Origin of the sequence: Brakhagea slesvicensis, from assembly GCF_052161625.1 — a bacterium.
GTDB lineage: Bacteria > Planctomycetota > Planctomycetia > Pirellulales > Pirellulaceae > JBKCUI01.
Window position 1 is genome coordinate 2,275,398 of sequence record NZ_CP197412.1, and the last position, 22,976, is coordinate 2,298,373.

The following is a 22,976-nucleotide window of genomic DNA, read 5'->3' on the forward strand; positions in this document are numbered from 1 at the left end:
TGGTGTTAGTCAAGGAAGCCGACGAGTTCTTGCGAACGGCTGGGCTGTTGCAGCTTTCGAACCGCTTTGGCTTCAATTTGACGGATGCGTTCTCGCGTCACCTTGAAGATGTGGCCAACTTCTTCGAGCGTATAGCTATAGCCATCGCCGAGTCCGTATCGAAGCTTGATGATCTCGCGTTCACGGTAACTCAGCGTTTTGAGGACTGAATTGATTCGCAATCGCAACATCTCTTGCCCGGCACCGATCGCTGGGCTTTCTGCTGTGCCGTCTGGGAGCAAGTCCCCGAATTGGCTGTCTTCGCTGTTGCCAACCGGTCGATCGAGCGAAATGGGGTATCGGCTCATCGCCAACACACGTCTCGCTTCTTCGATCGTTGTTTCAGCTCGTCGCGCTGTTTCTTCGAGGGTCGGTTCGCGGCCAAGCTCCTGAAGCAATTGGCGGGAAACATTGCGAACGCGGGACATGGTTTCCACCATGTGAACCGGAATTCGAATGGTTCGGCTTTGATCTGCAACGGCGCGCGTGATCGCCTGACGGATCCACCAAGTCGCGTACGTACAGAACTTGAATCCACGTCGATACTCGAACTTGTCCACCGCTCGCATCAAGCCCGCGTTTCCTTCTTGGATCAGATCCAAGAAGCTGAGACCGCGGTTTCGATACTTCTTCGCGATGGAGACGACGAGCCGCAGATTGCCTTCGCTAAGCTGCTTCTTCGCTCGCTGATACTCGGTAAAGACCTTTTTCACCATCGCGACGCGGTTGCGGAGCGAAGATGGGGTCTCCTGGGTTGCAACCAAAATCTGGCGGTACTCTCGCTTCAGCTGGGCCACCTGCGAAGGTGCCACTTGGTGCGATTTGAGGGTTGCCAAATCATGGAGGATTTCATCGACGCGCTGGCTCAGACGTTCGAGAACGCTGATCATCGCTTCGATGCGCTGCGTGCGCAGCCCCAATTCTTCAATGAGACGGACCGCCTTTCGACGGCGCCTGGCCAGGGATTGCCAGGCCTCCAAACGCTTCTTTTCCGGAACACTCTTACTCAGAGAATTGCGGTAATCGCGACGGTTCCTCTTGAGGAGGACATCGAGCGTTTTAAGGTTGTGCGGCAACCGTCCCAAAATCTGATCTTTTTCAAGCCGGTCGGTGACCGAGACTTGGACCGTGCGGTCGAATGGCAGTTCGCCAGTATGAACGCGCTTGAGAATCTTGAAGGCATACTGGACCACATAATCGCACTCGAGCAGCTTGGTGCGGAATCGTCGTCGGGTGACTTCGATTTTCTTCGCCAGCCGGATCTCTTCTTGACGAGTCAACAACGGGATCTCTCCCATCTGCGTCAAATACATCCGAACCGGGTCGTCCGACCAAGTTTCGATTTCGTCCATTCCGGAGAGCAAATCATCATCGCTCTCCAACTGGACTTGGTCCTCTGGTACTACGACATCGACAACCGTATCGCCCAGATCATCACCTTCCTCCTCAAGCGACAGCTTGCGAAGACCATCCAAGTCGTCAGCGCTGCGAGGCAAATCATCATCGAAATCCAACAGGCCGTCGAACAAGGTTAAAGCTCCTGAAACCACGAATTGAATGGAGGATCGGAGTGCCCGTAGTCAGCATGGTCCGAGAACCTAAAACGCGTCTTGTTTTGGCATTCCCCGCAACCCGGAAACAAGACATTTGGCATTTTCAGCCCAAATCTCCATCTCCAACATCCGCGGATCAACCTACCTGCGCGCCCAGATTCTCATCCCCTGCCTGAGCGAGGCAAGGGAAGTGTAGCACCTAACTGAATGCGAACCCCTCTCCGAATATAATTGGTAAATATTTACGAATAGGAAAAAAATCCGGCGATCCTCGCCCTGCGTCGATACCTCGCATCAAATCCGCGAGACCGTACACACCCCCTCATCCTCCCCAGAATCAAACGCTCGCGCAAAACCCTGCGAAGCGGTATCTCCAAATCATCTCTCAATTGGATTGGATCAATTCAAGGATCGAGCGGTTGGACCGCACGAGGAACTGGAACACGACCGATTGCATCCATGGCTATCACTGCCGCCAGCAAGTACTGCCTACCTTAGGTCAGAAAAGGGGACGAGGCATCATTTGCCAGCATTCCTTTTCTAACCTAGAGTGGACTGCTAAGGAGACGCTCTGCCCCTCGCAAGTTCACTCTTACCCATGCACTGATCGACGGTCGTGTTCTTTGTGTTGCCAACCTAAGATAGGAAAACGGTTGGAGCTTTAGTTGACTCGAACAATTCAGCGGTGGGATCGTTTAGCAGGTCGCTCGAAAAAAGACTTCAGCTTGACGCCTCTACCTCTTGTCGCAACAGCACTCTTATTTTAACTGCACCCTCTGCTCGGTCCAGTGATTGGACGAAGACTTTATCGGAATGGAGCAAGTCGCGGAAAACCGATCGGCAAACCTTACCGTAAGCATGATCTGCGATGACTTGCAGGGTAGAATCGATTTGGCGAGCGAGCCCTACCAACATCCCCCTTTCATGTCCCATTGGAATCTATGAGTCAGTTTCTCTTGTCGTGCTCTTGTGGGGCTCAAATTCCCGTCAGCCGCTCCCAAGCGGGCATGGCTTTACAATGTCCCTCCTGCGGGATATCGATCGACGTCCCTACGATTCGCCATATCGCCTCTCTCCCCCCCGTCGAAACCACTACCGCGAACGCAGATCGCCCAACCTCCCCTCCCAGTATCCTGCTGCGCGTCCTGACAGGAATTTTCTTAATTTCTGCGATCGGATTTCTCGGTTACGGTGGACTGATGGCCTACGATCGCCTGACCTTCCCCGTCGATCTGAGCAAATCCGAAGAAGATTACTACGCCGAGGCTCGCAAGGCGGTTGAGAATATGCCCCCCGTCGCCGCTTGGGACACCTGGAACGTCATCGCCTACTCCGGCCTCTCCGAAACCTATACGCCTGACTACTTCCGGATGAAACGAGCCTTCGAGCAAGCCGCTCCGTATATGTACTCCTACCTCGGAATCGGCGCATTCAGCTTGATCGGGTTTGTGACCTCTATCGTCCTGACCCGAAAAAAATAACTCGACCGCGCCCCCCCCATCCCGGTCGCCCCCAACGTTTACTTCCCCTCTGCTCTCCACTGCTTCATGAGGCGGATGTTCTTCTCGACCACCGGATTTCCTTTCCCCACATAAACCTGCATGTCGGAGTCATACATGGCCTCCGACTCGGCTCCGCGATCCCCTGTCTCGGTCACCCATCGATCCAATCGAGACCGGTGCTGCTCCAACTCCGATCGATAACGGGGATCCCCCGCAAGATTCGTCAACTGCCAAGGATCCTCCCGCCACGCATACAACTCCTCGGCCGGCCGGGTGGGTGAAAACAACAACCGCTCGCTCAGCGCGCTCAACTCCTTCGACTCATGCAGACCTCGAAGGGTCTTGACGATCGATTTGCCATCCTTGTAAGCGTTGGGTTGAAAATGAGGTCGCTCGGGATGGTAGTTTCGAATGTACAAATAACGGTCCGTCCTCACACTCCGAATCCGCTCCACTGTCTCATCACAGCGGTCGCGGGCCGCGAATACAGCATCCTTGGGCTGATAACCCTCACCCAACAAGTCCTCTCCCTGCATCGACGCGGGCAAACCAATCCCGGCCACTCGCAAACTAGTCGCCGCCAAATCGATATGCTCGACCAAATCCTCGCGAATTGCTCCGGCCTCTACACCCGGGCCCCGGATCACCAACGGAACATGCGTCCCCTCGTTGTACAAAAACTGCTTGCCCCGCGCATGGCTGATCCCGTGATCGGTCATGAATGCAATCCAAGTACTCTCGTAAATTCCTTCCCGCTTCAACCGCTCAATGACCTTGCCAACATGCAAATCGGTCATGCGCACCGAGTCCAAATAAGCAGCCCAGTCCCGAAGAAGGACCGGATCGCGCGGATAATAAGGTGGTAACTCGACGCTTTCGGGAGCCACCGACCGACCCAACTCCTGGGCCGCCTGCTCGGCAAATCGGGTCGCGGAGGCATCCGTCCCCCCTCGTAACTTCCCACCCGCCAACTGCACTTGCATGAAGAACGGCTGCCCCGGCTCTCGGTCTCGCCAATCGCTGGCGTCGTACATGGTGAGATCATGTTCGAAATTGTAATCGGTCTTGCCAAACGCTTTGCGCTTTGCGGCACGTTGATCCGAGGCCCCCTCCAGCCCGCTCCCAATGCAGGTGTAATATCCCGACTGCTGGAATAACACAGGAAGAGGCGTCACCCCCTCCGGCAAATGGATCTTCAACTCCCCTCGACCACTTCGATGATGATGAGCCCCAATGCTCGTCTGGTACATGCCCGTAATCAAAGCGGACCGGCAAGGGGAACAAACGGGGGCTGTGATGAACGCGTTGCGAAAAAGTGTCCCCTCCTTGGCCAACCGATCCACATGGGGTGTCTCGATCGATCGCTCTCCATAACAAGAAAAGTTCGCCGACATGTCGTCGACAATGAACCAAACGATGTTCGACTTCGCGGCTTTCGGCTTCGCGGACTGTGACTCAGCACCAAGAGCCATTCCAGACCCTAGCAAACTCCCCAAGGCTGCAACGACGAGCACACAATATTGCGATGCCGATCCGAACCATTGTCGATTTAACCCGCGCATGTCCGACGCCCCACCCATGTACTGATTCGATTGTCTTACCGGCTGCCTGCACGACGACCACCTATCGCAATGCTCGAAGAGGGCCGCGGAGGAACACACAATTGGCCCGTCTCCGCTGGCCCATGCTGTGAGCCTAGCTCACACTCTTCGCGATGAAAGGATCAAGAGTCTGCGACACCCTCGTCGACGTCATCACCCGGTTCCGGTTTGCCCTCCGGACCGGTGTAGCCGCCGCACGCCAAAATCGCATCGCGGATCTCGGTTGCTACGTCCTTGTTGTCCACCAAGAAGTTCCTGGCCTTCTCTTTTCCTTGCCCGATATAGGTCTCGCCGTACTTATACCAAGCACCGCTGCGGTTCAGGATCTTGTGAGCGGTTCCCAAGTCCAGCAAATCCCCTTCATAACTGATGCCGCAGTTGTGCATCATGTCAAACTCCGCCACGCGGAAAGGAGGTGCCACCTTGTTCTTCACAATCTTCACCTTGACCCGCTGACCGACGACTTCTTCGCCGTCCTTCAACTGGCCAATTCGGCGAACATCGATCCGACACGACGCATAGAACTTCAACGCGCGGCCGCCAGGGGTCGTCTCGGGACTGCCATAGGACATGCCGCCGATCTTCTCCCGAATTTGGTTGATGAAGATCACCGCCGTCTTTGAACGAGCGATTGCACCGGTGAGCTTGCGCATCGACTGGCTCATCAATCTCGCTTGCAATCCGACGTGGCTATCGCCGATCTCCCCTTCCAATTCTTGCCTGGGGACCAACGCAGCGACCGAGTCAATGACGATGACATCGACGGCGTTGCTCTTCACCAGCATCTCGGTGATCTGCATCGCTTCTTCGCCACTGCTGGGCTGACTTACCAGGAGCGTATCGAGCTCGACCCCAAGCTTCTTTCCCCAACTGGGGTCGAACGCGTGTTCGGCGTCGATGATCGCCGCAATGCCACCCGCCTTTTGAGCTTGGGCGCAGATATGGAGCGAAACGGTCGTCTTCCCGCTCGACTCCGGGCCAAAGATCTCGATGATTCGCCCCCGTGGGATCCCGACCCCACCGAGCGCCATATCAAGCGATAAAGAACCGGTGTTGATTCCCTCGATCTTGAGCTGGGTTTCACCTCCAAGGGGCATGATGGAGCCTTCTCCAAACTGCTTTTCGATCTGCTGCAGCGTGGTCTTCAGGCTCGGTTCGCGCTTGTAAATGCTCTCCATGCCGGAGGGTTCGCTGGAACCTCCCTTGTCGGTCTTCTTCTTTCCTGCATTCTTGCTGGATGCGGCCATTCTTCCATTCCCTTTTCGCTTAAAAGCAAAGCGAGAGATTATGAGTATGTCACGTGAACAAGCATCCCTCTTTAGACTTGTTCACCGGGCAGAGGTCATCTCTGGGCGTACGTGCGACTCCATCGCGTGATATGCGATGCTATCGAATTCATCTCCCATTCACAATCAGACCTCCGATTGACTGAGAGTATTTTTCGCCGATGCCGGGACACGTTTGGTCACGCCGATGCGGGGATGGAAAGAATGTCAGATCTTTTTTTGGAGCGCCTCCAGAATCCTCGGGCATCCCGCTTCCAACATGTCGAGCACATATTCAAACCCCTCCTCCCCTCCATAGTAAGGATCGGGCACGTCGCGCGGCCATGCGCCATCGAGATAATCGCTGAAGAGCTGAATGTGCGTCGGGACCCCTTCCGCCATCGCCAAAATATCTCGCAAATTTTCCCGATCCATCGCCAGGATGAGCGTCCGTGACCGGATATGCGATTTCTCGAACTGCTTGGCCCGACTCTCCAACACGTACCCTCGCCTCTTCGCAGAAGCCAGCATGCGCGCATCGGGCGGACGACCGATGTGATACCCCGCAGTCCCCGCCGAATCGATCGCGAACCGATCGCCAAAACCTTGTGTCTGGATCAAGCTCTCCATCACACCTTGCGCAGCTGGCGAACGACAAATATTTCCCAAACAAACAAACTGTACCGAAACGATCCAACTTTCCATCTCAGTCCCCCAATCCCCTTCAAGCAAGAAAATCCCACCTTTTCACCGCAATCCCCCCATTTCCACTCATGCTGACCTGGATTCTCAACCGTTCTCATTCAAGAATACAAAGTTGCAGTGGTCGGCCGGGTTCCTCTTCCCCGCCTCAACCCCGGCAAACGCTGGCTGGCACTGTCGTCTTATTGTCTACGGGGGTGTCAACTCCCTAACGGAGCTTTCCAAACCTTACAAAGTAGCTTTTTCCACCTGATTGCGAAGCTAGGACACGTTCAAATGAGCGGACCGTTTCACCCCAATGACTGGGTCGTGTACACGAGAGAAAAGCACAGTCTATCGCCGGGCCCCCGCGCGAAGAACATCGCTCCCTCTCCGCATGGAGAGCTCTACAGCTACGAGGTGGACAAGTATTGGATCGTCCGCGAAGTGAGCGATCGAAGCGTGATTCTGGAAACACGGAAAGGCAAGATCCACTCGGTCTCCTTGTCCGACCCTCGACTTCGCAAGGCGAATTGGTGGGAGCGGCTCTTCATGGCCAATCGCTTTCCCGCCAAAGGAGCTCCACAAGAAAACGTAAGAAACGCCTCCGCCGCCTAGCTCTCGCACGCGATGCTACTAGAGCTACCGTATGTTGTTAGAGCTACCCTATCGCGTCGCAATCTTCACCCTTATCTGCGTCGCGATTGCTAGCATTCTCCCTGCCAAACGGGCGTCCTCGGCCAACTCGCGGGACGAGAATGCACCGAAGGACACGACGGGATTCTCGGTTGCAATCTGGATTTGCACGCTGCTGTTGATCGGGGTCACCGCCGCTTACCTAATTGCACCAGCATGGATCGCTTGGGCTTCTCTCCCCATCCCCTCTCTCCTCCGCTGGGGCGGCTTGCTACTAGGACTCCCGTCTATCGCACTTTTCATTTGGTCCATCCGACATCTTGGAAAGAGCTTGACCGGTACGGCTGCCGTTCGATCAAACGGGGAGTTGGTCACAACGGGTCCCTACCGATGGGTCCGCCATCCCTATTACGTGGCCACCACAGGATTGATGGCCGGCGTCTGCTTGCTCGCCGCCAATGGACTCCTCACACTCGGTTGCGCACTCCTCCTCGCATTGCTCGCCGCTAGATTGCCGCGAGAGGAACAAGCACTGCGAGAAGCGTATGGGGAACGCTATGCAAAGTATGCTGAACAAACCGGCCGCTTCTTCCCGCGAGTCGCAAGACGTTAAAGGAAGGTTTCTCGCCAAGGCGGGAGGGGTTCTCGCAACGGCGCCAAGGCGCTAAAGGGAAGAGGGTTCTCGCAACGGCGCAACGGCGCAAAGGGAAGAGGAGGGACGGATGCTCTATGGTCTTCTCGTTGCGATCTTGGCGCCTTGGCGAGAGATTCCAGCCCCCCGTTACAACCTATCCGGTCTCAGACCCTTCCGATACGTTGGATAAGAATGGTTCTCGCAACGGCGCGACGACGCAAAGGGAAGTGGGGACGGAGGGGGGATGATAGAGTGACTAGGGTGCGGTGACCTTGGCTTCTTCGGCAGCTTTGGCCGCAGGGGGAGTTGGGCGGCGGCGGCGCTCCTCCATGGCTGGCTTCCCTTCGATGAGCTGGTTGATCTCGCCCGTTCGCTTGCGCAATGAAAAGGTATCGTACAGCGTCCCCTTGGCCGTCCTCGCTTCGTATCGCAACTCGTCTCCATCGATGTGGATGATTTGATAAAGCTGCGTATCCTCTGCCACCCGTTTCATCACTTGACTGGGCTGCAAGTTGTACATTTTCGGTCCGCTTACCGAGACGACATATACCGTTCCAGTTGTCGGATCGAGCTTGTTCTCCCCCGTCGCCACATTGGAAAGGGTCTCCGGAACATCCATCGGGGTCTCCAGCCCCGTTCGACCATAGGTGTGATCGTGTCCGGTGAGGACCAAATCGACTCGATAGGTATCGAAGATCGGCTTCCACGCTTTGCGAAGGGCCGCGTTATCGCGATCCTTGGCTGCAGAAAATATCGGGTGATGGAATGTGCAAACCACCCAACGGGATTGGTTCTTCGCCAGAACACTGTTAAGCCATTTGGATTGCTCTTCAATCTTCTCATTGCTGTTGAGACAAATGAACCGCGTGTTGCCGTATTCAAAGGTGTAGCAGCTCTCTCCCAATCCCTCAGGCCCATGGGTGGGGAGTTCAAACTGCGCCCTCCAATGATGCGATAGCCGACGCGCTCCATCCTCCTGCTTCGCCTGCTCATGGTTCCCAGGAACCGCAACGCTCGCCATCACGGAATGAAGAAAGCTACCAGCATAAAACCATTCCCCCCACTCGGCGTCCGCTTCTGCCCTGTTGATCAAATCCCCCGCGTGGAGCATGAACTTGGCCTTCGGCGCATCGGAGTATGCCTCGCGGACCACGCGCGACCAATGCGACTTGAGATCGTTCTGCGCATCCCCGAAGTAAATGAACGAGAAGGGTGCAGGCTGAGATGGAGCCGTGGTGAATTGAAACCATTCACTCCAATTGACCCCATCGCCGACGCGATATGCGTACTTGGTATCAGGGGTGAGGTCGATGAAGTTGGCCGAGTGAAAATGGGCTTCGTTGATATCGGTTTTTAAATGCTGCGTCGTGGCTTCAACCTGCAACGCATCTTGAAGCTGAATCGGGCCGTCGGTGGCGACTGCGATTTGGGCAATTCCATGCGCTACCTCCGTGCTCGTTCTCCAAGTAACCGCTTGCGTCGTTCGCGGATCCTCTTTCCAAGTCAGCACGATGCGATCCGGGATCAAACTTGGCTTGTAAACCTCGGCCGGCTTGGCAGCGATCGGCTTGTGCTCGCCATCGTGCCCGATCGCAACCGTGGGCAGGCATAAAAGCGACACAAGCAACGAAGTTCGAAGAAGGGATCGGTTCATGGGAGGGGATCCTGGCGGGGAGAAAGTTGGAATACCTACGCGATCAAGTCGTCGGTCGACAATCGAAGGATGGTTTCGACCGCATGGGAAAGCTTAACCGGCTCGTCACGCCAGCTCACCTCGGTGCTGATCTTATTCACCAAATCTTTAACTTGAACGGTCCCTCGTTCTAATTCGTCAGAACCGGCGATCAATGCGACGCGGAATCCCCGCTGATCGGCGTATTTGAGCTGCTGCGCCAGCTTCTTTCCGTCGGGATACACTTCCGCAGAATAACCGGCATTGCGGACAATGGATGCCAATCGAAAATAGTCGTTCAATCGCGTTGGATCGAACAAAGCGATAAAAACATCCGCCGCGCTGCTGTGTTTGGGGAGACGACCCAACTGCTCCAACGCTGCCAACAATCGATCTAAACCAAGCGATGCACCGATGCCAGGCAGATGCTGCTTCGTGTAAAGTCCAGCCAAGTTATCGTAGCGACCACCGCTGCAGACGCTTCCGATCGATGGTAAATCTCCAAGGGTCGTTTCGAACACGACCCCCGTGTAGTAGTCGAGTCCGCGCGCGATCGAAACGTCGATCCGATAATGTTCGCTCGAAACACCAGCTGCCTCCAAGGCGCTAGTGAGGGCGCGAAGTCTCGCGACCCCTTCCCCGCCGAGTTCGACCCCCGACACGAGCCGATCAAGTTGACTCAGGATTTCGTCGGTCGAGCCGCGAAGCGCCGCCAACTCCAATACCGAGGTGGCTTGCTCGGAACTCAAACCCGCTTGCTCCAGCTCCTTGCGAACTTGCTCGCCACCGACCTTCTCGAATTTATCCAATGCTCTCAGAACGGACGTCGAGGCATGTTCAAGCCCCATGGATTGGAGGAATGCTGACAGGACTTGGCGGTTGTTGATGCGGATTGCGAAGCGTTCGATGCCAATCGTTTGCATGAGTTCGTGAATCACCAAAGCCGTTTCGATATCAGCCACCACCCCTGTCGTGCCGATCGTATCGAAGTCGCATTGTACGAACTCGCGAAATCGACCTGCCTGGGGTGTCTCCCCTCGCCATACCGGAGCGATGTGGTAGCGTTTGAACGGGGTTCCCAACTGGCCGATATGCTGGGCCGCGAACCGAGCGAACGGGACGGTCAAGTCGAATCGCATGCCAACGGCTCGACCACCGGCATCGATGAAGTGGTACATTTGGCGATCGGTCTCTTCCGATCCCTTTCCGGTCAACACCTCAAGCAGTTCGAGAGCTGGGGTATCGATCGGGACGAAACCATAGCGGCGGTAGACCGAACGAGCCGTCTCCATGAGCTTTTCCCGAGGAATCATCGACTCGGGCAAGAAATCTCGGAATCCCTTGAGGGTGCGAGGCTCGATCAACGCCATGGCCAGTTCTTTCAAAATGTGTCGCGGCAAAGAAAGCTTGCATGCTACCGCGACCGTTCGGATTGAACAACGCAAACTCGGAACAAGAGGTGGAACCTCCGAGCCTAGGACAAGATCGCGAGCGGGTTGGGCTCGGGGGATCGGAGAGCGCTCAAGTCGCTGGAGTGGAACCTGGCTTCCATGTATTCGGCTACTTGCTCGGCCGTCTCGAAATACATCTCGTAAACGGCGTCCTCGTCGAACTCGCAATTGTCGGTCGAGTAGTCTCGGCAGATTTGGGGACGGGTTTCGTAAATGCCGCAGCGGTGATCCGCCTGCAGATGTTTGCAATCGGTGTGAACCAACAGGTACCACGTTTCGTCCTCGATGAAGACCGAGGCGCGGTCGTGCAGCAGATACCAACGGATGAAATCCAAATCCTGCTCCGTGGTGGGGGTATCGATCGGCATCGCAAAGTAGCGGCAGCACTTCGCTGTGCAGTAGGCGCACAGGACTTCGCTCGACGGCACATCCTCGCGCTTCGGTTTGCGGCCATCGATCGTTTTGGCGGGCAGAAGCTGCAAAGGTGCAAGGGTTGCGGTACTCATCGCATGGAAGTCTTCAAAGAGTTGTCGTGGAAGTCAGCTCCCTGTATCGCGCTGGCGATCGTAGGGGAGACGTAGTCTGCACCAATCCTGCACAGGTAGCAAGCGATTTCAGCAAAATCATCTTCGCCCGAGCGCCTAGCTCGCTAGTTGGACTCGTGCCCGCCCAAGGTGATCGGAATCTGGACCGTCTCTCCTCCTCGCACCACCGACAAGACGACTTGGTCCCCCGGACGCTTCGATTCGATCACGCCGAGCAAGTCATCGGACCGCTTCACTTTTTGGCCATCGATGCCGACGATCAAGTCGGATTGGCTGTGATCGACAATCTCCTGCTCGACCTGAAGGAGCCCAACCCGATTCTTGCGACGGGCTAATTTGGAACCGCGAATTCCAGCCCGTTCGGCAGGGCCATTAGGTGTCACATTCACCACCAGCAAACCGCGATCGGTCTCGAAGACTTGCAAGACTCCGATCGTTGGTCGAATGACCTTACCATGTGTCAACAACTGCGATACCACCCGTTTGATCGTATTGATGGGGATCGCGAAACCGATGCCCGCATTGTCGCCGCTGCGCGTCGCAATGGCGGTGTTCATTCCGATCAGCTCCGCCCGCGAATTGAGCAAAGGTCCTCCCGAGTTCCCTTGGTTCAATGCCGCGTCGATCTGAATGATCGAATGAATCTGCCGCTTGGTCTTTGACCGAATCTGACGATTGAGACTGGAAATAATCCCCGTCGTCATCGTCCGCTCCAGTCCAAATGGATTGCCGATCGCGACGACATGCTGCCCGACGCGGAGATTGCTGGAATCCCCCCAAGGAACCGGGAAGAGAGCCGACTCGGGTGCACTGATTTGTAACACAGCGATGTCGTTGTCGGCGTCTTGCCCGACTAAACTGGCTGGGTAAGCATCCCCATTGAAGAGGGTTACGGTCACTTTTTGCGAACCGCTGATGACGTGGTAGTTGGTCAAAATAAGGCCTTGCTTATCCATCACCACTCCGCTGCCGTTTCCCTCGACCTCCATGCTCACCAGCATGCTCTCGGGGCGAAGGGTGGTGGTCGAAATATTCACCACGCTCCGATTGGCCCGATCGTAGACCGAAACATTCAATGCCTCCTCGGCGGTCATCGCATAAAAGCCGTCTCCCATATCGATGCCGATCGGCAGGGGGCCTGCCACAGGGACTGGCACGGTCGAGGGCGTCGAGGGGGGGATTGAGGCCGCCGAGGGCTCGACGCTCGGAATTGCCCCACCGCCCAAAATCGCCCCGCCGTGGAAAACGGGAGGCTGCCCTGTGGCCGATGGAAATCGCAACGCGCCGTGCAAGGTGACACCGGCAATCACTCCGAAACCGACCAACCCGAACGCAACCAACGCTTTGCGAATCATGCGATACACCATCCCTGGGAAATAGTCTCCGTTCGTGCAGCAGCAGCACTCGAAGGAATCTAATCCCTTTGGTATCACATTACAACATCGGTGAGAGCCCTCTCCCAATCCGTAACATCCACGCTAGCTATTGCTCGCCCCCGATCGCTTGTTCATCTTGCTTGACACACAAAGTCGATTGCCATCCATGACTGTACGAACTCGATTTGCCCCCAGCCCCACCGGATACTTGCACATCGGCGGAGTGCGCACCGCTCTGTTCAATTATTTGCTAGCCAAACAGGCGGGTGGGCAATTTCTACTTCGCATCGACGACACGGATCAAAACCGAAACGTGCAAGCGGCGTTGCATCCGATTTTGGACGGGTTCAAATGGCTGGGCTTGAACTGGGATGAAGGTCCCGAGGTGGGAGGGCCATTCGCTCCCTACTTCCAGTCGGAGCGGTCGAGCCGATACGAAGCAGCGGTCGAGAAGTTGCTCGCATCGGGTGCCGCTTACTACGACTTCGCAACTCCGGAGGAACTGGCAGCCCAGCGATCGGCCGCCGAGTCGAGCGGCAAATCATTCCTCTACGACCGAGCGTTCATGGGGGATACTCCTGAAAAGATCGAACAGTTTCGTTCGGAAGGTCGCGAAGCAGTTGTCCGGCTCAAAATGCCTCGCGAAGGTCATTGCCAGTTCCATGATTTGATTCGAGGGGATTGCTCGGTCGCATGGAGCGATGAACAGGATCACGTGATCCAGCGCGCCGACGGGACTTGCCTGTACCACCTAGCCAACGTTGTCGACGATTTCGATTTTCAAATCACCCACGTGGTTCGAGCGGTCGAGCATTTGCCCAACACGCCCCGCCAGATCTTCATCGCCCAGTCCCTCGGTTATCCCCTGCCAATCTATGCCCACCTTCCCTATGTCGCCGAGCCCGGGGGCACGGCCAAACTGAGCAAGCGGAAGCTGGATAAATACCTTAAGCAAAAAGATTTCGCCGCTCTCAATCAGTTAGGGGCGACGATCGCGGAGCGCGCAAAACTCCATGTTGCACCCGAGACCTTCAATCCTGTCGTGGTCGACTTCTATCGCGAAACAGGTTTTCTTCCCGAAGCGGTTCTCAATTACTTGTTGCTGCTCGGCTGGTCTCTCGATGACAGCACCGAACATTTTTCGCTCGCCGATGCGGTCCAACACTTCTCCTTGGGGCGAGTCAACAAGGCACCTGCATCGTTTGACCCGCAAAAGCTGGTCGCATTCCAAACCCGTTGGATGAACCAGCTCGATACGAAGAAAAAGGTCGCGAGGGTATTGCCTTATCTACAGAAAGCGGGCTGGGTTCCAACCCCTCCCCCATGCGACATTGCAGAATTCCTTACGCAGGTCGTCACCGCTGCAGGGGATCGAATCAAAGTGGCAGGGGATATCCTTCAATTCGACGAACTGTTCACTCCGGACGATGCATTTCCGATCGACTCCGATGCCATGGCAAAGAAGCTCAAGGGTGACGCCGCCGTGGTAGAGGCTGTACAAGGTTTCTGCGACGTCATTCGCGGAGCCGCGAGCACCCTCCAATCCGACTTCGAACCGACCTTGAAGGCCTACGTCGAGGGGCGTGGTATCAAGCTCGGGAATTTCATGGCAGGCCTTCGAATTGCCCTGACCGGTAAGACATCGGGCCTCACCCTCTTCGATTACTTGAGCCTCTTCGGGAAAGAGCGCTCGATCGCAAGAATCGAACGGACGTTGAGCCTGTAATCCTCACGAACTTAGTATGCCAGTCCAGCGCGTATCACAATGCTGTTTTCCAGTTCAAGATTGCTGGCGGGTCGGTAGCGATAGATCAGTTCTCGATCGAACGCGTATCCCATTTCGACGAAGCCCAATCGGAAGCCTTGCCGGATTTGATCCGATCGACCGAACTCCAGACCGAGCATGACGCGAATGTCGTTGATATCGATTTCGTCGTTGGCACCATCGGTGTGTTCGATCGTCCAAGTCCCACCGCCATAGTAGCCGGTGAGGTACCACCATATATCGGTATTGCCAACGGTGGACACGTAATGCGAAAGCTTCGGTTCTGGAAAGAAGATATCGAAACGAGAGTCGGGGTTGGGAGCCCAGAGGACTCCCAGTGCGGGCAACAGTTTGATTTTGTTTCGATCGAGATAAAAAACCCCGGCCTTGGCCGTCGCGTTTGGAGTCAATCGCAATCGCCCGAGCGCCTTGCCCATAACTCGGATGCTGTCAGAGCTCACCGACTCGAAGTCGGAAAAGACCCCCACGCGGACCCCGAGCTCCATCCCGAGCGTTTGCAGGGGATTCGTATCCCAACCTGCATCGAGAAACCCACTAAAGGCCTTGCTCGGCAGATCGCTACCCGGAACACTCGGCCCGTCCCAAAGGTGATGCGAGTAGGAGGGGATGATGTAGAGGGAGCGCGTGCTGTTTAAGAAATTGGGGATCCCGAACACCAGGGACACATCGGTGTCGTTGCTTTCGATCGAATTCGCATCGTTGTTGCTGAACCCGTTGGTTCCGCTGAGCCAAGTGTGACGGAAGCGAGCCCCTTGAAAGAGCCGCACGACTTGGTTCGAACCATAGTTCACGTTGGAGGAGGTGTTGTTCCAGAAATTGTTCCACCATCCTGAACTTTGCGGTGCACCGAACGGGCTATTGAAGTTCCAGTTGGTATTGAGGGGAGGGTTATTGGTTCCGGGAAACAGCACGTTGGGAGTGGTGTTGGGGTAGATATTCGACGGGTAACCGTTCGGGTAGACGCCAGGGTTGGCCCCCCACGGGTTCGTCGTCGGTAATCCAGCGCCGGACGTCGGGTTCGGGTAATTGGGATAAACACCTGGGTTAGCAGGTCCCAGCGGAATGACCGGAGCGGAGGTGTTCCAATTGAAAAGATTTCCCAGGTTCCAGTTCGGCGCGTTGGAGAACATCGGCTGCGAGCTGGGGCGAAAATAGGGATCGAAACCGGTCGTTGGGGTGGAGGGAAGGACGCTGGTCGGGTATCCGCCAGTCGTGGGAGTCCCCCAGGTAGACGCCGTCGGCGGGGGGTAACCACCCGTCGAAGGGAGGGGGTAGGTGTTGTTGGGAAGCTGAACACGGGTTTGCGCAGCGGCCTTCGGGACCCCCGGGGAAACACCGAGAATCGCAGCAATCGCGAGGATAGGAAGGTACCGAGAAACCACGCTTGAGCCAGTGCTGGCAAAGGAACTAGGACGGTCCGAACCGCTGGCACCGCACCAACGCGTGCAGACGCCGAATGGACGGAATAACGTTTTTTGTGATTTCCGGTCAAGAAAGCTTGAGGAATTCCGGCGATAATCCCGGAAAAAGCTATAGAGAATTGTCGAGAGCCGTTTCCAGCAAATTCTTGCGGACCCGCTGATTGGCAACTATTCTTGAGGAGTGAGGGCTTCCAGTCGCCGGAGGTCCGCTTCCTCCTTTTCGACGAATCGCACATCCACAGGGCTGCTCGGCATGCGTTACCACTTCTTCTTACGTACAGCTTGCACACTGGCTATGGTTGCCATTCTCGGCAGCGCGAGCGGAACGTTGTTGGCCCAGAACAATAACAACAATAACAACAACAACAATAATAATAACAATAACAACAACAACAATAATAACGGCGGCGGCGCCAACGGCCTCGCGGGGATCGACATCGATGCGACCGGCGTTCTGCGCGTGATGCAGGTCGACCCGCGCGTCGCGGCCGCTCAACGGATGGCAACGCTGCAAAGCACCCCACCCGGGGAACTGAAAAAGTCCCCGATGCGAAAGGTCTCGCTGAATCGGCTTGAAAAATTTGTCTCCAAACAACTCGACGCGGGGCAACCGCTCAGCGACGAAGTCTGGAGTGTCGCGGGATTGCAACGTTTGGAATATGTGCTCTATCTTCCCGAAACCCAAGACATCGTCATCGCAGGCCCAGCGGATCAATGGTTCGCCGATGGCTCGGGACGATTCGTCGGTCTTTCCAACGGCCGTGCAACCCTCCGACTCGATGACCTGATCGTCGCCTTGCGCGCTTTTGGCCCCAACGGTGGGGCGACCAAGTCAATCGGTTGTTCGATCGACCCAACCCAGGAGGGGCTCAAGCGAATGAAGCAATTCCATTCGCAGTTCGGCGGCCAAGCCCCCTCAGACATCCGACCCCTCGTGGCGGGTATGAAGAATGCCTTGGGAATGCAAACGGTCACCATCAAGGGTGTTCCCAAGTCGACTCACTTCGCTCGCGTCCTCGTCGAGGCAGACTATCGAATGAAGCTGATCGGGATCGGACTGCAAGACCCCATTGTCCCGATGACCACTTGGATCCAGCGTTCCCGCCCCAACCCAGGTGGCAATGCCCTCCAACGCTGGTACTTTGAAGCCGATTACTCGACAGTCGCAACCAATGAGGCCGGAACCGCGATGCACTTGGCCGGCCGAGGCGTGAAGCTTTCCGGAGCGCTCGAAGGTGTCCAGTCCGATGGCAAGCGAAAGGACACTGGGAAAACAGGCGACCCAGCAAGCGTCGGATTCACCCGCGAGTTCACCGAAAAGTTTGATTTGATTGCCGACGTGACCCCCGTATTCCACGAAATGCGCAACTTGTTCGATATGAGCATCGCAGCAGCCTTCATCCAAGATCGTAATCTTTACGAGAAAGCCAGCTGGAGCCTTGGGATCTTTGGTGATGAGAATCAGTTCGCAGTAAGCACCGGAACCGAAGTGACTCAAGTCGAAACCGCGATCAACGCCATTTGGAAGGAATCGCAATTGATGACTCCGATCGGTGGTGGTGTCCACATCGCTGCACGAAAGCTGGTCAACCCCTCCACCGTATCGGTCGATAAGGCCGTCGAAGAAAAAACGGAGTCGATGGGCGCTCCTGCTGACCTGCGAGAGAATCAGTGGTGGTGGGATTGATCTCGCTGCGTCCAATAGACTATCACGCAAAACGGGCGTCGAATCGACGCCCGTTTTTCTTTCTCGAATCCAACTGAGCCCCCCAACATGAAAGCAACCGTCTATGGCCTTCGATGGGCAGTCGTGTTGCTGTCGGCCTATTGGATTCTGCTGTTTATTGGAACCCACATCCCGCCGAACACGGTGATGAACCAGATCCGTGCGAATGATAAATTCTTGCACGCGGGGGCCTTTACCGGACTCTCCTTCCTGGTCGCTTGGGCCATCCCGACCAAACGCAACCGATGGATCAACGTTCTCGTTGCCATCGCAGTGTGCGTGGTTTACGCCGCAGTCGATGAGTTGTTGCAGATACCGGTCGGACGAACTGCCGACTGGTACGACTTCGCCGCCGATTTGATCGGTGTGGTCATGGGGATCTCGATCTATGTGCTCGGACGGGCCATGATCCTCGCCGCAGGGTGGAGAATCTTCGAGACCGACACGCCTGCTCCGTTGGATCCCGAGCTCGACGTCTAGTAGAACAGCAGGCCGACTGATCTGGCCTCCGGCAAACCGATCTGTTACAAGCCGACGGTATGCAGGAATATGCGATTCAACGATCATCACGAAAATGCTATCGAAACAATCGTCCTCTCGAACCTGGGGAACGATACATTTCGGCTATTGTTCAAAAGGGTAGCGAGTTGGTGAGACGGGACTTCGGTCTGGACGCTTGGTCGGGCCCTGACGAGGAAACGGTCGGTTGGTGGAAGACCTCCATTCCCAGCAACAAAGCGGCCGGCAAGACCCTGGCCCCTCCTCGCGTGTTGGTCGATACGCTTGAGGCACTGCTCGAGACCCCAGGCCAAGAGTCGCTCGCTTACTTGCTCGCCCTGTTGTTGATTCGTCGCCGCATCCTCACCGAGTTGGAATCCTTTGAATCCTCGATGCAGGAATCCGACCTGGATGATCCGACTCACATGGAACTGCGATTCGCTGCCGACGATCGAGTGCTGGACGTTCCAATCGTACCGGCCGACCAGGAGCAGTCCTCCGTATTGCAGGCGAAGCTGACGGAGTTGCTCTATGCCGAGGAATAGTCTCTTAAAAAGAAAAACCGTTCTCGGCCTGCTACCGATCTGGTGGTCCATTGTGATTTTGTTCGTGTCGACAGGTGCTACCTGTCTTCCCAAACGTTCTATTCCCGAATTCCAACCGACGCAACTTTTTCAATCGCCTCCCTCCGTGGAGCAATTGGCAGAGGTTCTCAATCGCTCGAATACGATCCAATCGCTGCAATCCAATTCGGTCGCCGTTCGCGTGAACAATGATCTCAATCTCAATGCCAATCTAACCTGGCTCCGCCCCAAGTACTTTCGGATGACGGGGACCGTCGCAGGTTTCAAAGGCTTTGACCTCGGTAGCAACAACGAAGCCTTTTGGATGAGCGTCCGAAGCGGGATGACCCCGGAACTCTACTTCGCGAGGCACGACCAGTTCGATGCGCAAATCAACCGACGCATTTTGCCTGTGTCCCCCATCTGGATCATCGAAGCGTTGGGAATCAACTCGCTGGATACCTATCAGATGGTGCAGGCACCTGTTACGCAAGCCGATGGGTTATGGCAAATCACGACCTCAGTCCCTTCTCCCGCCGGCAATTATCTTCGAACACTGGTGATCGATCCTCTCTATGGTCTGACCCGTCAGGTTTTTTTAAGAGACCCATCCGGCCGATTGATTGCGAATGCGTTTCAATCGGATCATCAATATTACGGTGCGGTACAAACATCGCTCCCGCACAAGATCAAGATTCAGATGATTCCAGGCTCGAACGATCCTCCCTTGGAATTGGATCTGACAGTTGGATCGTACGTAGTCAACGGCATGAACGGAGACCCCGGCACCCAGTTTACATTCCCGAGTACGAGCGGCCATCAAGTCATCAATCTAGTCGAATTGACCAATGGCGATCCCCAAGCGATCGTTAGTCCGCCCGTCGCTCCTCCTCAAGCCTTCCCGCGCGCTAGCTATCGAGGCGTCACGTGGGATAACGCGATCGTTCGTTAAGGAGTTCGCAATGTGGATCCCCAACGTTCCGAACTGGACGATTCGAAAGAAGCTACTCGTCTCCATGGTCGTCCTCGGTCTGGTGATCGCCGTTTTAGGCTACAGCAGTTTCCGAGGGGTCTACGCCTATCGCGATTTGGCCGCCACGCTTGGAGAGCGCGCTTTGGAAATGCCGATGACCGCTGCGCTGACGCGTTCGATCGACGCATTGCGAAACCAAGATCGCACGATTGACATCAAGGAGCCGATGAAGTTTCGGCTGGATCGTGAATACGAGCGAGAGATGCGAAGCCTCCAATTCCAAAAGGGGCTAGAGCATGTTCGCAGCGTTCTCAGCCGATATCGGGCCCGATTGGAATCCTCCGACGAGGACGAACTCTTCTTGGCGGACCGCTCACAAGAACTGGCGCTGGTTGCCGAAATCAGCGAACTCATTCAAGAAATCGATTCACAACAACGATCGGTCCTCCGAGAGAACCTCGACGCCCCATCGGTTCAGCACTTGCAGGAACAATTGGCCAAGCTTTCCAATTTGGCTCACGAGCTTCCTATGTTGCTCGCGGAAAAGATGTCTAGTTTTCGAGAAGATGTGCGAGATCGCTATCGGACTTGGATCGTGCTGACTTGGAGCAGCGCGTTACTGGCGGGGGTGATGCTGATCGGCCTGATCAGCTACGCGAGGCGAGCGGTGATTCGGCCATTCAAAGAGTTGCTGGCTGGTGCACGACGCGTGGCCGCCGGAGACTTCACCATTCGAATTGGAGCGGACAGCAAAGACGAGTTGGCGGAGTTGGCAGACGCGATCAACTTGGGGGTCGCCAGCTTTCTCAGCATCCAACGCGATCTTCACGAACAAGTTCGAGAGAGGTCGCGCGAAGTCATTCGGAACGAGCAACTCGCGAGCGTTGGATTCCTAGCGGCAGGCGTGGCGCATGAAATCAACAATCCGCTGGCATCGATCGCTTGGAGTGCCGAAGCGCTCGAGTCTCGGCTGCATCGCATTCTGCACGCGACCTCGGGCCAATCTCAACCAGATGAGTCGACCGGTGTCGATGTGGATACGTTGAAGACGTATTTGCGACGGATCCAAGACGAGGCCTTTCGCTGCAAGGGCATTACCGAACGGCTCCTCGATTTCTCTCGTCTTGGAACCGAGGAACGTCGTCAGTATGTCGATCTCGCGGAACTGATCGAAGACGTCGTTGGAATGGTTCGGCACCTAGGCCAATTCCGTTCGAAGAAAATCGAGTTCAATCCGGGTCCCGCTGCCATGATGGCTTGGGCAAGCCCCCAGGAGATGAAACAAGTCGTTTTGAATCTTCTAACCAACGCGTTGGAATCGCTCGATCCGAACCGACCCGATGGCTTGGTCACCATCACCATCGAACAACAAAATGAGCAAATCGAATTTGCTATCCAAGACAACGGGAGCGGTATGACCGAAGAAGTTCTCCAGCATCTCTTCGAGCCCTTTTTTACACGCCGTCGGGATGGACGTGGAACGGGATTAGGACTACCTATCACCAGCCGAATCATCGCCGATCACGGTGGCCATATCGCGGCCAAGAGCTTGGGCGCCGGAAATGGATCTCGCTTCGAAGTGCGAATCCCTTGCCAGCCCTCCGAATCCAAACACACCACATCAAACCATTCCCCTTCGTCGCCCCGGGAGTCCCGTTATGCAGCATGAACCCCTGTCCATTCTTTTCGTGGACGATGAAACCTCCCTTCAAGAACTGATGCGCATGGAGATCCCCCACATGGGGCACCGGGTAACGGTATGTCCCGATGGATTGACCGCTATTGCTGCGATGGAAAAGGACACATTCGATTGCATGATCGTCGATCTCGACATGCCCGGCATGAATGGCCTGCAAGTCATCGAGCGGGCATCGAAAATGGCCCCCACGATGGATTGCGTTGTCCTCACGGGTAAGCAATCGCTGGAGTCCGCGGTCTTCGCATTGAAATATGGTGTCATCGACTACATCGGCAAGCCATGCAAGCTTTCCGAGATGAACGAACTATTCGAGCGAGTGCGTGCGAGGCGAGGACTGAAACTCCACACCCTGGCCCTTCAAAAGGCACAACAACCGCAAAACTCTCGCACGGTGTTGATCGGACAATCCGAGGAGATGAAGACCATCGCGAACTTGGTCTCCAAGGTTGCCAAGACCAACAGCTCCGTCTTGATCCGAGGAGAAACAGGTTGTGGGAAGGAGCTGGTCGCGCGTTCTGTTCACGAACATAGCTTGAGAGCTAACCGCGCCTTCGTCGCCGTCAACTGTGGCGCCCTCCCAGAGCACTTGATCGAAAGCGAACTCTTTGGACACAAAAAGGGAGCCTTCACCGGAGCCGATTCTCAGAGGGATGGTCTCTTTCATGAAGCCGACGGGGGCACAATCTTCTTGGATGAAATCGGCGAGCTCCCTCTCCCCATGCAAGCCAAATTATTGCGAGTCCTGGAGAGCGGTGATATCCGTCGAGTTGGCGATAACGAGGTCCATCATGTTGATGTACGCGTCGTTTGCGCCACGCACCGAAATCTCGAGCAAATGGTCGAAGAGCAAACCTTTCGAGAAGACTTGATGTTTCGCGTCAACACATTCGAAATCCATGTCCCTTCCTTGCGAGAACGCGCCGACGATGTCATGCTCCTCGCGCGGCATTTGTATTTGCGTCACCATCCTGAGCACGATTCCATCGCAGAACTCTTTGACGAAGAAACCATCGCCGCATTCAAACAGCATCCCTGGCCGGGCAACGTAAGAGAACTCGCCAATGTCGTCGAATATGCGACGATCCTTTGCGACAAACCTCCTATTGGACTGAAACATCTCCCCAAGCATTTCTGTGACAAGCGGATGAAGCGAGAAGTCCGCGCCAGCATGCCCGCTCTCACCCTGCGAGACATGGAAGTCCTCGCGGTGCAAGAAGCCATCGATCGGCACAACGGGAACAAGCCCGCCGCGGCCGAGGAGCTGGGGATCAGCTTGAAAACGCTTTACAACAAACTCAATCAAGCGGAACCAGGCCGGAGGGCAGCCGTCTAGGCAGGTCCGTTCCAAACGGGGC

General features: G+C 55.8%; 19 protein-coding genes. 10 read left to right on the top strand and 9 right to left on the bottom strand.

The annotated features are described in order from the left end of the window. Window positions 1-5: 5 nt before the first annotated feature. Window positions 6-1,568: a sigma-70 family RNA polymerase sigma factor gene (locus SH467x_RS08640; RefSeq protein ID WP_482370870.1), complete on the bottom strand. Its 1,563-nt coding sequence runs from the start codon at window positions 1,566-1,568 to the stop codon at window positions 6-8. Window positions 1,569-2,599: 1,031 nt separating this feature from the next. Here SH467x_RS08640 and SH467x_RS08645 point away from each other — a divergent pair. Beyond that, window positions 2,600-3,073, top strand: a complete 474-nt coding sequence (locus SH467x_RS08645) for a hypothetical protein (RefSeq protein ID WP_482370871.1) — start codon at window positions 2,600-2,602, stop codon at window positions 3,071-3,073. A gap of 38 nt (window positions 3,074-3,111) precedes the next feature. Here SH467x_RS08645 and SH467x_RS08650 read toward each other — a convergent pair whose 3' ends face one another. From SH467x_RS08650 to SH467x_RS08660, 3 genes are all read right to left on the bottom strand, one after another. Continuing rightward, complete coding sequence (locus SH467x_RS08650; protein ID WP_482370872.1) at window positions 3,112-4,566, bottom strand: sulfatase family protein; 1,455 nt, start codon at window positions 4,564-4,566, stop codon at window positions 3,112-3,114. Window positions 4,567-4,817: 251 nt separating this feature from the next. Next, window positions 4,818-5,873, bottom strand: a complete 1,056-nt coding sequence (gene recA / locus SH467x_RS08655; RefSeq protein ID WP_482371354.1) for a recombinase RecA — start codon at window positions 5,871-5,873, stop codon at window positions 4,818-4,820. A 315-nt stretch (window positions 5,874-6,188) separates the two neighbouring features. After that, the gene (locus SH467x_RS08660; RefSeq protein WP_482370873.1) at window positions 6,189-6,665 is read right to left on the bottom strand and encodes a low molecular weight protein-tyrosine-phosphatase; all 477 of its coding nucleotides are present in this window, start codon (window positions 6,663-6,665) and stop codon (window positions 6,189-6,191) included. Window positions 6,666-6,938: 273 nt separating this feature from the next. On the opposite strand from SH467x_RS08660, the gene SH467x_RS08665 reads away from it, so the two are divergent. Both SH467x_RS08665 and SH467x_RS08670 read left to right on the top strand, forming a co-directional pair. After that, window positions 6,939-7,259 (top strand): hypothetical protein, encoded by a 321-nt coding sequence (locus SH467x_RS08665; RefSeq protein ID WP_482370874.1) that lies wholly within the window; start codon window positions 6,939-6,941, stop codon window positions 7,257-7,259. A gap of 31 nt (window positions 7,260-7,290) precedes the next feature. Then, on the top strand, window positions 7,291-7,890 hold the full coding sequence (locus SH467x_RS08670; RefSeq protein ID WP_482370875.1) for a methyltransferase family protein: 600 nt from the start codon (window positions 7,291-7,293) through the stop codon (window positions 7,888-7,890). 277 nt (window positions 7,891-8,167) lie between these two features. Here the strand turns inward: SH467x_RS08670 and SH467x_RS08675 are convergent, their stop codons facing one another. The 4 genes from SH467x_RS08675 to SH467x_RS08690 all read right to left on the bottom strand — a co-directional run bounded on the left by SH467x_RS08675 (window position 8,168) and on the right by SH467x_RS08690 (window position 12,934). Next, the gene (locus tag SH467x_RS08675) at window positions 8,168-9,565 is read right to left on the bottom strand and encodes a purple acid phosphatase family protein (protein ID WP_482370876.1); all 1,398 of its coding nucleotides are present in this window, start codon (window positions 9,563-9,565) and stop codon (window positions 8,168-8,170) included. 35 nt (window positions 9,566-9,600) lie between these two features. Continuing rightward, window positions 9,601-10,947: a histidine--tRNA ligase gene (gene hisS / locus SH467x_RS08680; protein ID WP_482371355.1), complete on the bottom strand. Its 1,347-nt coding sequence runs from the start codon at window positions 10,945-10,947 to the stop codon at window positions 9,601-9,603. A 110-nt stretch (window positions 10,948-11,057) separates the two neighbouring features. Next, complete coding sequence (locus SH467x_RS08685; RefSeq protein WP_146677226.1) at window positions 11,058-11,540, bottom strand: YkgJ family cysteine cluster protein; 483 nt, start codon at window positions 11,538-11,540, stop codon at window positions 11,058-11,060. A 143-nt stretch (window positions 11,541-11,683) separates the two neighbouring features. Next, window positions 11,684-12,934, bottom strand: coding sequence for a S1C family serine protease (locus tag SH467x_RS08690; RefSeq protein ID WP_482370877.1), 1,251 nt, complete (start codon window positions 12,932-12,934; stop codon window positions 11,684-11,686). A 187-nt stretch (window positions 12,935-13,121) separates the two neighbouring features. Here SH467x_RS08690 and gltX point away from each other — a divergent pair, with 187 nt between their 5' ends. Further along, window positions 13,122-14,681, top strand: coding sequence for a glutamate--tRNA ligase (gene gltX / locus SH467x_RS08695; RefSeq protein ID WP_482370878.1), 1,560 nt, complete (start codon window positions 13,122-13,124; stop codon window positions 14,679-14,681). Between the two features lie 11 nt (window positions 14,682-14,692). On the opposite strand, the gene SH467x_RS08700 is transcribed toward gltX, so the two are convergent. Then, window positions 14,693-16,123: a hypothetical protein gene (locus SH467x_RS08700; protein ID WP_482370879.1), complete on the bottom strand. Its 1,431-nt coding sequence runs from the start codon at window positions 16,121-16,123 to the stop codon at window positions 14,693-14,695. A gap of 292 nt (window positions 16,124-16,415) precedes the next feature. On the opposite strand from SH467x_RS08700, the gene SH467x_RS08705 reads away from it, so the two are divergent. From SH467x_RS08705 to SH467x_RS08730, 6 genes are all read left to right on the top strand, one after another. Further along, window positions 16,416-17,849 carry a DUF1598 domain-containing protein gene (locus tag SH467x_RS08705; protein WP_482370880.1) on the top strand — a complete coding sequence of 478 codons (1,434 nt, stop codon included), beginning with the start codon at window positions 16,416-16,418 and terminating at the stop codon, window positions 17,847-17,849. 87 nt (window positions 17,850-17,936) lie between these two features. Beyond that, window positions 17,937-18,368, top strand: coding sequence for a VanZ family protein (locus SH467x_RS08710; protein ID WP_482370881.1), 432 nt, complete (start codon window positions 17,937-17,939; stop codon window positions 18,366-18,368). Between the two features lie 170 nt (window positions 18,369-18,538). Next, entirely contained in the window at window positions 18,539-18,931 is a 393-nt protein-coding gene (locus SH467x_RS08715; protein WP_482370882.1) for a hypothetical protein, read from the top strand. Then, a complete protein-coding gene (locus tag SH467x_RS08720) occupies window positions 18,918-19,901 on the top strand; it encodes a hypothetical protein (protein ID WP_482370883.1) in 984 nt (327 codons plus the stop codon). The genes SH467x_RS08715 and SH467x_RS08720 overlap by 14 nt, the downstream gene beginning before the upstream one ends. Before the next feature lie 10 nt (window positions 19,902-19,911). Continuing rightward, window positions 19,912-21,591 carry a sensor histidine kinase gene (locus SH467x_RS08725; RefSeq protein ID WP_482370884.1) on the top strand — a complete coding sequence of 560 codons (1,680 nt, stop codon included), beginning with the start codon at window positions 19,912-19,914 and terminating at the stop codon, window positions 21,589-21,591. Then, a complete protein-coding gene (locus SH467x_RS08730; protein WP_482370885.1) occupies window positions 21,581-22,954 on the top strand; it encodes a sigma-54-dependent transcriptional regulator in 1,374 nt (457 codons plus the stop codon). Before SH467x_RS08725 ends, SH467x_RS08730 begins: the two co-directional genes overlap by 11 nt. Window positions 22,955-22,976: the final 22 nt, after the last annotated feature.